This window comes from Actinosynnema sp. NPDC059797 (assembly GCF_042732085.1).
In the GTDB taxonomy this organism is placed as follows: domain Bacteria; phylum Actinomycetota; class Actinomycetes; order Mycobacteriales; family Pseudonocardiaceae; genus Actinosynnema.
Map to the genome: position 1 here is coordinate 1 of NZ_JBHWIE010000229.1, position 11,737 is coordinate 11,737.

Annotated in this window: 13 protein-coding genes; 5 read left to right on the forward strand and 8 right to left on the reverse strand. The window is 74.9% G+C overall.

Annotated features, from left to right (window positions below; translation table 11 throughout):
• Positions 1 to 8: 8 nt before the first annotated feature.
• The 5 genes from prcA to ACFV4N_RS31905 all read right to left on the reverse strand — a co-directional run bounded on the left by prcA (position 9) and on the right by ACFV4N_RS31905 (position 6,025).
• Positions 9 to 800: a proteasome subunit alpha gene (gene prcA, locus ACFV4N_RS31885; RefSeq protein WP_499676347.1), complete on the reverse strand. Its 792-nt coding sequence runs from the start codon at positions 798 to 800 to the stop codon at positions 9 to 11.
• Between the two features lie 55 nt (positions 801 to 855).
• On the reverse strand, positions 856 to 1,704 hold the full coding sequence (gene prcB, locus ACFV4N_RS31890; protein ID WP_499676348.1) for a proteasome subunit beta: 849 nt from the start codon (positions 1,702 to 1,704) through the stop codon (positions 856 to 858).
• Between the two features lie 31 nt (positions 1,705 to 1,735).
• Entirely contained in the window at positions 1,736 to 1,930 is a 195-nt protein-coding gene (locus ACFV4N_RS31895) for a ubiquitin-like protein Pup (RefSeq protein WP_344038073.1), read from the reverse strand.
• A gap of 84 nt (positions 1,931 to 2,014) precedes the next feature.
• The gene (dop, locus tag ACFV4N_RS31900; protein WP_499676349.1) at positions 2,015 to 3,511 is read right to left on the reverse strand and encodes a depupylase/deamidase Dop; all 1,497 of its coding nucleotides are present in this window, start codon (positions 3,509 to 3,511) and stop codon (positions 2,015 to 2,017) included.
• Positions 3,512 to 3,565: 54 nt separating this feature from the next.
• Positions 3,566 to 6,025: an FtsX-like permease family protein gene (locus ACFV4N_RS31905; RefSeq protein WP_499676350.1), complete on the reverse strand. Its 2,460-nt coding sequence runs from the start codon at positions 6,023 to 6,025 to the stop codon at positions 3,566 to 3,568.
• A 104-nt stretch (positions 6,026 to 6,129) separates the two neighbouring features.
• On the opposite strand from ACFV4N_RS31905, the gene ACFV4N_RS31910 reads away from it, so the two are divergent.
• Positions 6,130 to 6,642, forward strand: a complete 513-nt coding sequence (locus tag ACFV4N_RS31910) for an NUDIX hydrolase (protein ID WP_499676351.1) — start codon at positions 6,130 to 6,132, stop codon at positions 6,640 to 6,642.
• On the forward strand, positions 6,639 to 6,920 hold the full coding sequence (locus tag ACFV4N_RS31915; RefSeq protein ID WP_499676352.1) for a DUF6191 domain-containing protein: 282 nt from the start codon (positions 6,639 to 6,641) through the stop codon (positions 6,918 to 6,920). Before ACFV4N_RS31910 ends, ACFV4N_RS31915 begins: the two co-directional genes overlap by 4 nt.
• On the opposite strand, the gene ACFV4N_RS31920 is transcribed toward ACFV4N_RS31915, so the two are convergent.
• From ACFV4N_RS31920 to ACFV4N_RS31930, 3 genes are read right to left on the reverse strand one after another with little or no spacing between them, the layout of a single operon-like run.
• A complete protein-coding gene (locus tag ACFV4N_RS31920; protein ID WP_499676353.1) occupies positions 6,892 to 7,812 on the reverse strand; it encodes an aldo/keto reductase in 921 nt (306 codons plus the stop codon). The genes ACFV4N_RS31915 and ACFV4N_RS31920 overlap by 29 nt on opposite strands.
• A 49-nt stretch (positions 7,813 to 7,861) precedes the next feature.
• On the reverse strand, positions 7,862 to 8,626 hold the full coding sequence (locus ACFV4N_RS31925; protein WP_499676354.1) for an ABC transporter permease: 765 nt from the start codon (positions 8,624 to 8,626) through the stop codon (positions 7,862 to 7,864).
• Entirely contained in the window at positions 8,623 to 9,531 is a 909-nt protein-coding gene (locus ACFV4N_RS31930; protein ID WP_499676355.1) for an ABC transporter ATP-binding protein, read from the reverse strand. The genes ACFV4N_RS31925 and ACFV4N_RS31930 overlap by 4 nt, the downstream gene beginning before the upstream one ends.
• A gap of 112 nt (positions 9,532 to 9,643) precedes the next feature.
• Between ACFV4N_RS31930 and ACFV4N_RS31935 the strand changes: the two genes are divergently transcribed.
• Genes ACFV4N_RS31935 through ACFV4N_RS31945 form a run of 3 tightly spaced genes read left to right on the forward strand, consistent with a single transcriptional unit; the run spans position 9,644 to position 11,699 of the window.
• Positions 9,644 to 10,750, forward strand: a complete 1,107-nt coding sequence (locus ACFV4N_RS31935) for a sensor histidine kinase (RefSeq protein ID WP_499676356.1) — start codon at positions 9,644 to 9,646, stop codon at positions 10,748 to 10,750.
• Positions 10,747 to 11,391: a response regulator gene (locus tag ACFV4N_RS31940; protein ID WP_499676357.1), complete on the forward strand. Its 645-nt coding sequence runs from the start codon at positions 10,747 to 10,749 to the stop codon at positions 11,389 to 11,391. Before ACFV4N_RS31935 ends, ACFV4N_RS31940 begins: the two co-directional genes overlap by 4 nt.
• Before the next feature lie 44 nt (positions 11,392 to 11,435).
• Positions 11,436 to 11,699, forward strand: a complete 264-nt coding sequence (locus ACFV4N_RS31945; RefSeq protein ID WP_499676358.1) for a toll/interleukin-1 receptor domain-containing protein — start codon at positions 11,436 to 11,438, stop codon at positions 11,697 to 11,699.
• Positions 11,700 to 11,737: the final 38 nt, after the last annotated feature.

The following is an 11,737-nucleotide window of genomic DNA, read 5'->3' on the forward strand; positions in this document are numbered from 1 at the left end:
AGCGTTCCCTACGCCTCGTCGTCGTTCGGCGGCAGGTTCACGTCGGTGACCGGCTTCTTCTCCGCGTCCGCGTCGGCGGCCGGCTCGGCCGGCTCCGGCTCGCCCGGCAGCAGGGCCGCCAGGGCGGCGCCCGTGATGCGGCGGAACGCCCGGCGCGGCCGGTGGCGCTCCAGGACCGCCACCTCCAGCTTGGAGCCCTCCAGCTGCTCCTTGCCGTTGCCCGTGCTGGCCGACCCGGCGCTCAGGGCCTTCACGGCCACCCGCACCGCCTCGGCCAGGGACAGGCCCTCGGCGTAGGCCTCCTTCAGGGCGTTGCCCGTCGCCTCGGCCTGGCCGCCCATCACCGCGTGCTGCGGCTCCTCCACGATCGAACCGTCGTAGGTGAGGCGGTACAGGGTGTCGTGCTCCGGCGTGTGCCCGACCTCGGCCACGCAGATCTCGACCTCCAGGGGCTTGATCTGCTCGGTGAAGATCGAGCCCAGGGTCTGGGCGTACACGTTGGCCAGGGACCTGCCGGTCACGTCGCGCGGGTCGTTCTGGTAGCCGCGGATGTCGGCGAACCGGATGCCCGCCTGCCGCAGGTTCTCGAACTCGCTGTACCGGCCGACCGCGGCGAAGCCGATGCGGTCGTAGATCTCCGACACCTTGTGCAGGGTGCTGGACGGGTTCTCGGCAACGAACAGCACGCCGTCGGCGTACCGGAGCACGACGACGCTCCGGCCGCGGGCGATGCCCTTCCGGGCGTACTCCGAGCGGTCGCGCAGGATCTGCTCGGGCGAGGCGTACAACGGCATCGTCACTGGTGAAGCTCCCGTGGTGGGGTGGCGGGGGTCGGGGTTGGCTGGCGCACGGCCGTCAGCCCGTCGGGCTGGTCCGTCGGCCCTCGACGACGGACTCGGCCAGCGCCTCGATCCGGTCCTCGGGCAGGTGCACGGCGCCCTCGGCCGAGATCGTCACGACGATGGGGTAGATCCGGCGCATCAGGTCCGGGCCACCGGTGGCCGAGTCGTCGTCCGCCGCGTCGTACAGGGCCTCGACGGCGACCCGCGCGGCCGCCTCCGCGTCCGCGTCCGGGTCGTACAGCTTCTTCAGCGCCGACTTCGCGAACAGCGAACCCGAACCCACGGCCTGGTAGCCCTGGCCGTCCTCGAACCGGCCGCCGGTCACGTCGTAGGAGATGATGCGGCCCGCGCGGTCCGGGTCGGGCGCCTCGGGGTCGTAGCCCGCGAGCAGCGGCACCACCGCCAGGCCCGCCATGGCCGCGTCCAGGTTGCCCTTGATCATCGCCGACAGGCGGTTGGCCTTGCCGTCCAGCGAGAGCGAGACGCCCTCGATCTTCTCGTAGTGCCGCAGCTCGACCGCGTAGAGCCGGACGATCTCGACCGCGATGCCCGCCGTGCCCGCGATGCCCACCGCCGAGTAGTCGTCGGTGATGAACACCTTCTTCATGTTGCGCTGGGAGATGACGTTGCCCATCGTGGCGCGCCGGTCGCCCGCGATCACCACCCCGCCCTTGTAGGTCAGCGCCACGATCGTGGTGCCGTGCGGCGCCTCGACGGTGCCGCCCTCGGGCAGGCTCCGGCCGGCGGGCAGCAGTTCGGGCGCCTGCGCGCGGAGGAAGTCGGTGAACGACGAAGACCCCGGCCTGAGGTAGGCCGGGGGCAGCGACGCGGCCGGGTAGTGCCCGGTCGAGCTGTTGTCCATGTGTGCGTTCTTCTCCTGTCCCGCCTGCGGCCTACTCGCCGCCCTTTTGCACGTACGCGCGGACGAAGTCCTCGGCGTTCTCCTCCAGCACGTCGTCGATCTCGTCCAGGATCGCGTCGACGTCCTCGCCGAGCTTCTCGCGGCGCTCCTGACCCGCGGCGGCCGCGCCGTCACCGTTCTCGTCGCCGTCGCCGCCGCCCTGCCGCTGGACCTGTTCCTGGGACATGTCGTTCCTCCCGCCATTCCGGCCCTGGGAGTTCAACATTACCCAGTGGGCCCGACATTTTGCGCCGCCACTCGGGTCCGGTGATCAGCCCCTGGTGAGCGCCTCCACGAGCTGCTCGGCCGTCTCCGACGCCTCCAACAGAGCTCCGACGTGCGCTTTCGTCCCGCGCAGCGGCTCCAGGGTGGGGATGCGGACCAGCGACTCGCGTCCCAGGTCGAAGATCACGGAGTCCCACGACGCGGCGGCCACCGCGCTCGGGTACCGCTCCAGGCAGCGGCCGCGGAAGTAGGCGCGGGTGTCCTCCGGCGGCGCGAGCACGGCCGCCCGCACCTCCTCCTCGCTGACCAGGCGCTTCATCGAGCCGCGGGCCACCAGCCGGTTGTAGAGGCCCTTGTCCAGCCGCACGTCGGAGTACTGGAGGTCGACCAGCGACAGCCGCGGCGAGCCCCAGGCCAGGCCGTCGCGGGACCGGTAGCCCTCCAGCAGCCGCAGCTTGGCCACCCAGTCGAGCCGGTCGGCGCACTCCTGCGGGTCGCGGGCCAGCGCGTCGAGCACCTCGCCCCACACGCGCAGCACGTCGCGGTCGCCGTAGCCCTCCTTCTCCACGAACTCCGAGGCGCGCTCGTAGTAGGCGAACTGGAGGTCCAGCCCGGTGAACTTGCGCCCGCCGGACAGCTCGACGCGGGTCTTCAGCGTCGGGTCGTGGCTGATCTGGTGCACCGCCCGCACCGGGTCCTGGAGCCGCAGGTCGTCGAACCGGCGGCCGGCCTCGATCATGTCCAGCACGAGCGAGGTGGTGCCGACCTTGAGGTAGGTCGAGTACTCGGCCAGGTTCGCGTCGCCGATGATGACGTGCAGCCGGCGGTACTTGTCCGCGTCGGCGTGCGGCTCGTCGCGGGTGTTGATGATGCCGCGCTTGAGCGTGGTCTCCAGGCCGACCTCGACCTCGATGTAGTCCGAGCGCTGGGACAGCTGGTAGCCGGCCTCCTCGCCCGCCGCGCCCAGGCCGACCCGGCCGGAGCCGACCACGACCTGGCGGGAGACGAAGAACGGCGTCAGGCCCGCGATCACCGCCGTGAACGGCGTGCTGCGCTGCATCAGGTAGTTCTCGTGGGTGCCGTAGCTGGCGCCCTTGCCGTCGACGTTGTTCTTGTAGAGCTGGAGCCTCGGCTGGCCGGGCACGGTGGCCGCCTTCATCGCGGCCTCCTCCATCACCCGCTCGCCCGCCTTGTCCCAGATCACCGCGTCGCGCGCGTTGGTGACCTCGGGCGCGGAGTACTCCGGGTGCGCGTGGTCGACGTAGAGGCGCGCCCCGTTGGTGAGGATGACGTTGGCCGCGCCCAGGTCCTCCACGTCGCCGTCGCCGCCGGGGTGGCCGCCGGGCGCGCCGAGGTCGAAGCCGCGCGCGTCGCGCAGCGGCGACTCGACCTCGTAGTCCCAGCGCGCCCGCCGGGCCCGCGGCACGTCCGCGGCGGCCGCGTACGCCAGCACCACCTGTGTCGAGGTGAGCACCGGGTTGGCCGTCGCGTCGCCCGGCACCGCGATGCCGTACTCGACCTCGGTTCCCATGATCCGCCGCATACTCCGCAGCCTACGACCAACCACCGGCGCGGCGCTGCCGACCGGGGTCACGTTTCAGCCGGCGGCGAGCCCCGCGGCGGGTCGGATGCGGGACGCGGTGCGGGCCGGGCCGAGGGCCGCGAGCACCGCCAGCGCCACCACCCCGGCGCCGCCGAGCACCAGGGGCGCCACGGCCGCGGTGGGCCACACGAACAGCCCCACGGCGGCCAGCGTCAGCTCGGCGTAGACCAGGCCGAACAGCCCGCCGCCGAGCACGCCGACCAGCGACAACAGCACCGCCTCGGCCACCACGCCGCCCTGGATGCCGCCCCTGGTGACGCCCAGCGCGCGGCGCAGCGCCAGCTCCTTGCGGCGCTCCTGGACCGAGATGGTCAGCGCCGTCCCGATGCCGGTCACCGCGACCGCCACGGACAGCCCCAGCAGCACCATCAGCAGCACGATGCCCAGGTCGAGGTAGCGCTGGTCCTGCGCGCCCTGGGCGGCCTTCGTGGTCACCAGCACGGTGGGCGAACCGGCCAGCGCGCCCTCCACGGCCGTCGCGTAGGCCGCCGGGTCCGCGCCCGGCGCGAACGCCACCAGCACCCGCGTCGCCGGCGCGAGGCCCGGGTCGGCCACCAGCACGTCGAAGTTGTCCACCAGGTCGTCGTCGAAGGTGCCGGCGACCCGGCCGGTGCGCGCGCCACCGGGCAGCCCGTCGACGGTGAGCGGCTCGCCGACCCGCGCCCCGAACCGCTCGGCGTACCAGTCGGCGACCAGCAGCTCGCCGGCGCCGAGGTCCACCGGGGCGTCCCGCGCCGCCAGGTAGGCGCGCACCTCGCCGGGGTCGGCGCCCGCGACCCGCGTCGGGAACCGCCGGCCCTCCGGGTCGCGCTGGTCGGCCGTGACGCCGTGCAGCACGACGCTGCCCGCCACCTCCGGCCGGTCCACCGCCGCGGCCACGGCTCCGTCGAGCGGGCGACCGCCCGCGTCGGACACCACGGCGTCCGGTCGCGGCCGGTCCTGGAACTCCTCCTCCATGCGCTGCGCCGACCCGACCGTGACGGCGAAGAACGTGACCATGGCGGCGGCCAGCAGCAGGGGCATGGCCACCGACGCCGACCGCTGCGGGACCCGCCGCACCTCGGCCGCGGCCAGCTTCCACTGCGCGCCCCCGAAGCGGCTCGCGACCGAGCCGAAGACCCGGCCCAGGCCGGGCACCACGACCGGGCCCAGCACGCCGAACAGGCCGAACACGGCGGTGATGCCGGAGAACAGGACCAGGAAGATCGCCGCCATCGAGCCCTGGGCCAGCACGCCGAGCGCGCCCAGGCCGGCCGCGAGCGCCACCAGGACGACGCCGAGCACCCGGCGGCGGCGCACCACGGCCAGGTCGGGCGTCTGGCCCTCGGACGTGCGCAGCGCGGCCAGCGGCGGCACCAGGGAGGCGGACAGCGAGGGCCGGACCGCGGCGAACCCGCTGAGCAGGGCCGCGGTGGCCACGCCGATCAGCAGCTGGGGCCAGGTGGGCAGCGGGGCCGGGCTCAGCTCGACCGCGCCCAGCACCACCGACAGCCCGGTGGCGTCGAACAGCCGGGCCAGCAGCCACGCCACCGCGCCGCCGAGGAGCGCGCCCACCGCGCCCGCGAGCGCGCCCGTCACCAGCGCCTCGATCAAGTTCGCCCGGACGAGTGAACCGCGGAAGGCGCCCAGGCAGCGCAGCAGCGCGGTGTTCCGCTGCCGCTGGAGGTAGACCGCGCGGTAGGTGGCGGAGGCGACGAACACGGAGGTGGCCAGCGCCAGGATGCTGAACGGCAGCAGCATGACGGCCAGGTCCTGGTTCGGCCGCTCGGCGGCGACCCGGGCGGCGGTGTCCACCCGGAACCCCTCGCCCGCCGCCGCGGCCACCGCGGCCCGGTCGCCGCCGGTGACGTGCAGCGACAGGACGGTCGACGGGCCCAGGCGGGCGGCCAGGCCCTCGCCGACCACGAGCACGGGCTCCTCGGCGACCGCGCCGCGCTTGGTGACGCCCCGGACCACCACCTCGACCGGGTCGCCCGCCGCGTCGGCCAGCCTGGTCAGCGAGCCGGGCGCGAGCCCGTGCTGGTGCGCGGTGACGCGGTCGACCGCGATCTCGCCGTCCGGGCCGGGCGAGCGGCCCTCCAGCACCGGCACCCGCTCCGCGCCCGCGACCTCCACGTCCGCGGTGGCGCGGCGGTCGGTGGCGCGGCCGTCCAGGAGGAGGTCGGTGCGCACCTGCCGGACCTGGCGCACCTCGGTCACCCCCGGCACCGCTGCCACTCGATCGGCGGTCGCCTGGTCGAGCGAGACGTCCGAGTAGGGCTCCGCGCGGACGACCAGGTCGACGCCCGCGGGCACGGTGGGCGCGCCCTCGCCGACGGCGCGGACCATCGCGTCGCTCAGCATCAGCCCGGCCAGCAGGCAGGCGACACCGACGACCAGGGCGACACCGGGCAGCAGGGCGCGGCCGGGCCGGTCGCGGAACTCGGCGACCGCGAGCCGCAGGGATCTGGGCACAACTCCTCCTCGTGACGCGAACGGCACGACGGTAGGAACAGCGGTCGTCGGCGGGCGTCGGCCCGGAGTAGCACGCGCCGGTACGACCGCAGGAGGATCACCAGGTGATCGAAGAGCGAGTTCTGGTCGTCGACCCCGAGGGCAACCCCGTCGGCTCCGCGACGCGGGCCCGGATGCGCGCCGAGGGCCTGTGGCACGCGTGCGCGGCGATCGTGGTCCGCTCGCTCGACGGCGAACGGCTCTACGTGCACCGGCGCACCGACACCAAGGACGTCTACCCCGGCCTGTACGACCCCACGTGCGGCGGCGTGGTCGCGGCGGGCGAGACGCCCGACGAGTGCGCCGCGCGCGAGCTGGCCGAGGAGCTGGGCGTCACCGCGACGCCGGCGTTCCGGTTCCGCGCGCCGTTCGTCGAGGGAACCATCCGCTACGTCGCCCACGTTTACGAGGCGCGCACCGACGGCCCCTTCACCCACCAGCCCGAAGAGGTGGCGTGGGGCGGCTGGGTGGGCGTGGACGAGGTGCGCGCGCTGGCCGAGGACCCGGACTGGCCGGTCGTGCCGGACGGCCGGGCCTTGATCAGGGAGTGGTTCACGTGGGTGCGGTCTTCGCCATGACGATCCCCGGGCTCGCCGTGCTCCTCGTGGCGCTGGCGACGGGCGAACGGGTGCTCCGGTGGGTCCGTCGCCGCCGGGGCGCGCCGCCGGTGCTCGGCGCGACCGCCCTCGACGAGTTCACCACCCTGTTCCACGGCGGCAAGCGGGTCGAGCTGGAGCAGCGGCGGACCACCCTGGTGCTCGGCGAGGACGAGGAGTCGGGCGCGCCGCCGCGCGGACCGGTCGACCTCGACTCCGGCTCGGTGCGGCTCAGTCCCAGGCCAGCGCCGCGCGGGTAGCCCAGTACCGCTCGGGCGGCTCGGCCAACCCGTCCAGCGCGTCCGGCTCCAGCCCCACCTCGCGGGCCGCCAGGTTGGCGCGCAGCTGCCCGGCGCTCGCCGCGCCCGACAGCACCACGTCCGCCCACGGCTGGGCGAGCACCGCGGCCAGCGCGACCGCGTCCGGGCCGACGCCGTGCCGCTCGGCCAGCTCCCGCACCCGCGGCGGCGGCTCCACGGCGAGGCGGCCGTTGGCCAGGCCCTCCTTGACGAACACCTCGACCCCGGCCTCCGCCGCCCGCGCCAGCTCGGGCCCGACCGAGGTCTCCAGCACGTTCCAGGTGGACTGCACGGCGTCGAACAGCCGGCGGCCCTCGACCTCCAGCTCCAGCGCCCGCCGCACGGTCCCGGCCTGCTCCGGGCCCGAGGTGGAGAAGCCCAGCCGCACGCCCGAGTCGCGCAGCCCGCCCAGCGCGAGCAGCAGGTCCAGGTCGCCGAACAGGGGGCTGTCCGCGGTCAGCGAGTGCACCAGGTACAGGCCGACGTGCGCGCCGAGCAGCTCCCGCGTCTCGGCCCACTGCTCCTCGAACCGCTCCCGCGAGTGCTCCTTCACCTCGTGGGTGGCCGCGTCCCGGCGCCACCCGCCGACGTAGGCGTAGCCCCACTTGCTCGACACCCGCACGTCGCGGTGCCCGCGCGAGTCCAGCCACCCGGCCAGGAACTCCTCCGCCCGACCGTACGAGCGGGCGGCGTCCACGCGGCGCACACCGGCCGCGTAGGCGGCGTCCAGCACGGCGTGGCAGTGCTCGCGCATGGCCTCGACGTCCCGCCCGTCGGGCAGCGCGCCGTCACGGCCGAGGTTGATGTAGGCGGGACGGCCGAGGGCGGCGAGTCCGAGGGCGAAGTCGGGCACGCCGGACACGGTAACCGGCGGTTCCCCCGACCGCCGGTCACCGGTCCCCTCAGGCGTCCCGGCGGAACAGCACCACCGCGCCCGCGCCCAGCGCCACCACCGCGTAGGCGACCATCGCCAGCCCCGCGCCCGTCGGCGACAGCGGCAGGCCCTCGCCGCCCGCCAGCTCCTGCGGCAGCACCGGCAGCATCACCGAGTACAGCGGCTCCCCCCACTTCCGCGGCAGCAGCATGGACACCACCGGCAGCACGAACAGCAGCCCGCACAGCGTCACCAGCGTGCCCGCCGTGGACCGGATCACGAAGCCCAGGCCCAGGCCGACCAGGGCGACCAGCACCAGGGACGCGGTGTTCGCCAGCAGGGTCGGCACGGCCTCGCCGAACGAGTCGTACGCCGAGATCGGCTTCGGCCGGTCACCGGTGATCAGCTCGCCCGCCGCGTAGGCCAGCAGGGTCGTGACGGCCGCGACCACCAGCGACACGGCGGCCACCACGGCCGTCTTGGCGGCCAGCAGCCTGCCGCGCCGCGGCACGCCCACCAGCACCGGGCGGATCATGCCGCTGCCGTGCTCGGCCGTGATCGCCAGCGCGCCCAGCACGCCCAGGCAGAACTGCCCGAACGGCAGCAGCGGCACCGTCGGGTCCGCGCTGTCGAACTGCCGCTGCCGCTCGGGCGCCGCGGCGTCCCACTCGGCGGTCATCAGGGAGGAGACCAGGACGCCGACCGCGAGCGTCAGCGCGATCGCCAGCAGCAGGTACGCCGTGGAGCGCACCGAGCGGAGCTTGAGCAGCTCCGCGTTCAGCACGTCGGTCATCGGGCGGTCTCCTTCGCGCGGTACTCGACGCTGTCGTCGGTGAGCCTGAGGTAGGCGTCCTCCAGGGACGCGCTGCGCGGCGTCAGCTCGTGCACGGGCAGCCGCCGGCTCGCGGCCAGGTCCGCGATGTCGGCCGCGCCGAGGCCGCGCACGAGCAGCGCGCCGTCCTCGGTGGCGACCGACGCGCCGGCCTCCTCCAGCACCCGGCCCAGCTCGCCCCGCTCGGGCGAGCGCACCAGCACGTCCTCCTGGAACCGCGCCCGCAGCTCCCGCACGGACGCCTCCAGCACCAGCCGGCCCCGGCCGATCACGATCACCCGGTCGGCGGTCAGCGCCATCTCGCTCATCAGGTGGCTGGAGACCAGGACCGTGCGGCCCTCGGCGGCCAGGTCGCGCATGAGGTGGCGGATCCAGCGGATGCCCTCGGGGTCGAGGCCGTTGACCGGTTCGTCGAACAGCAGCACCCCGGGGTCGCCCAGCAGCGCGACCGCGACGCCCAGCCGCTGCCTCATGCCCAGCGACAGCGCCCCGACGCGCCGGTTCGCCGCGCCCGCCAGGCCCACCAGCTCCAGCACCTCCGCGACGCGCCGGTCGCCGATGCCGTTGCTCCGGGCCAGCACCCGCAGGTGGTTGTGCGCGGTGCGGCCGCCGTGCGCGGCGCCCGCGTCCAGCAGCGCGCCCACCTCGTGGGCCGGCCTGCGCAGGTCCGCGTAGCGGCGGCCGTTGACCAGGGCCTCGCCGCCGGTCGGCCGGTCCAGGCCGAGGATCATGCGCATGGTGGTCGACTTGCCCGCGCCGTTCGGGCCGAGGAAGCCCGTGACGTGGCCGGGTTCGACCTTCGTGGTGAGGCCGTCCACCGCCCGGGTCGCCCCGTAGCGCTTGGTCAGCCGTCTCGTCTCGATCACGTCGCCGAGCGTGCTCGACCGGCGCGCCCGGCGGATCGGACCGGGGTCCGGACCCCGGGATCGGCCCGTGGTCCGATGCACCGGGGCGCGCCCGCCGGATACCGTGCCGGCCGTGACCTCCCGCGTGCTGCGCCTGCTGCCGACGGCCTACCTCTACGCGCTGGACGCCGTCGCCGCCGCGGTGGTCTTCACGACCTACCTGGGCTTCGCCGAGATGAGCTCGGCGCCGCCCTGGCTCGGCTGCGCCCTGGCCGCGCTGGTCGGCGCGCCGCTGGCGGTGCGCCGCCGGTGGCCCCTGCCGGTGCTGGCGGTCGTGGCGGCGTCCCAGGGCGCGGCCACGCTCGCGCACATCACGCTGGAGCCCTACGCGCCCACGGCGTTCGCGATGTACGCGGTGGCCGCGCTGTGCCCCCGGCGGGTCGCGACCTGGGCGCTGGGCGTGTCGCTGGCGTCGGCGGCGGTGGTCGTGGTCGTCGCGGAGCCGTGGCCCGAGGACGTGGGGCTGGTGGCGTTCGTGTCGGTGCTGGTGTGCGCGGCGTGGGCGCTGGGCCGCACCACGCGGGTCCGGCGCTCCTACGAGGCCCGCCGGGCCGCCGAGCGGGCGGAGCGGGCCGTCACCGAGGAGCGGATGCGCATCGCCCGCGAGCTGCACGACGTGGTGGCGCACAGCCTGAGCCTGATCGCGGTCAAGGCCGGCATCGCGGCCCACGTCGGGCCGGCGCGGCCCGAGGAGGCGCAGGAGGCGCTGCGGGTGATCGAGACGGCGTCCCGGGACACGCTGGTGGAGATGCGGCGGCTGCTGGGCGTGCTGCGGTCCGAGGACGCGGCGCCCGAGCTGGCGCCCATGCCCGGCCTGGCCGACCTGCCGGAGCTGGTGTCGCGGGCGTCCATGGCCGGGGTCGAGGTGGACCTGTCGGTCGACGGCCCGGTGCCCGACGCGCTCGGCCTGACCGTGTACCGGATCGTGCAGGAGTCGGTGACCAACGTGGTCAAGCACGCGGCGCCCGCGTCCTGCGCGGTGTCGGTGGAGGTGTCGGACGGCGAGGTGGCGATCTCGGTGGTGGACGACGGGCCCGGCGAGCGGGTGCTCGCCGCCGGCGGCGGTGGGCACGGGCTCATCGGGATGAGGGAGCGGGTCGCGGTGTACGGGGGGACGTTCTCGGCGGGGCCGCTGGCCGGGCGCGGGTTCGCGGTGCGGGCGCGGGTGCCGCTGTCGTGATCGACGTGGTGGTCGTGGACGACCAGGCCCTGCTGCGGGGCAGCTTCCGGGTGCTGGTGGACTCCGCGCCGGACCTGCGGGTGGTCGGCGAGGCGGGCGACGGGGCCGAGGCGGTGTCCGTGGTGCGCGCGACGTCGCCGGACGTGGTGCTGATGGACGTGCGGATGCCCGGCGTGGACGGCATCTCGGCCACCCGCGAGATCACCGCCTCCACCGCGGCCCGCGTGCTGATCCTGACCACGTTCGACCTGGACGAGTACGTCTACTCGGCGCTGCGGGCCGGTGCGAGCGGGTTCCTGCTCAAGGACACGCCGCCGGCCGACCTGCTGGCCGCGGTCCGGGTCGTGGCGGCGGGCGACGCCCTGCTGGCGCCCTCGGTGACGCGCCGCCTGGTGGCCGAGTTCGCCCGCGCGCCGAGGCCGCGCGAGCCGAGGCTGGAGGGGGTCACCGAGCGCGAGCGGGAGGTCCTGACCCTGATCGCGCGCGGCCTGTCCAACACCGAGATCATGCGCGAGCTGCACCTGTCGGCCGGCACGGTCAAGACCCACGTCGGCAGGCTGCTGCACAAGCTCCAGGCCCGCGACCGGGCCCAGCTCGTCATCGCCGCCTACGAGTCGGGCCTGGTCACCGCCCGCGCGTGAGCGCGACCTTGCCCGCCGCGCGCCCGCTCTGCCAGGTTGGGTCGGTGGTCGATGCCGTGGACGGGGTGTTCGTCAGCTACCGCACCGGCGACGGCGACTGGGCCGCCACGCTGATCGCGCGCGAGCTGGAGTCGAGGTTCGGCGCGGACCGCGTGTTCCTGGCCAGCCGCACCATCCGGCCCGGCGACGACTTCACCGAGCAGATCGACCGGTGGCTGGCCCGCAGCGACGTGCTGCTGGCCGTGATCGGGCCCCGGTGGCTGACCGCGTCCAACGGCCGCGGGCGCCGGCTCGTTTATAAATTATAATGTGTCCGGTTCGAGGTCGATTTAGGGATTGTATATGT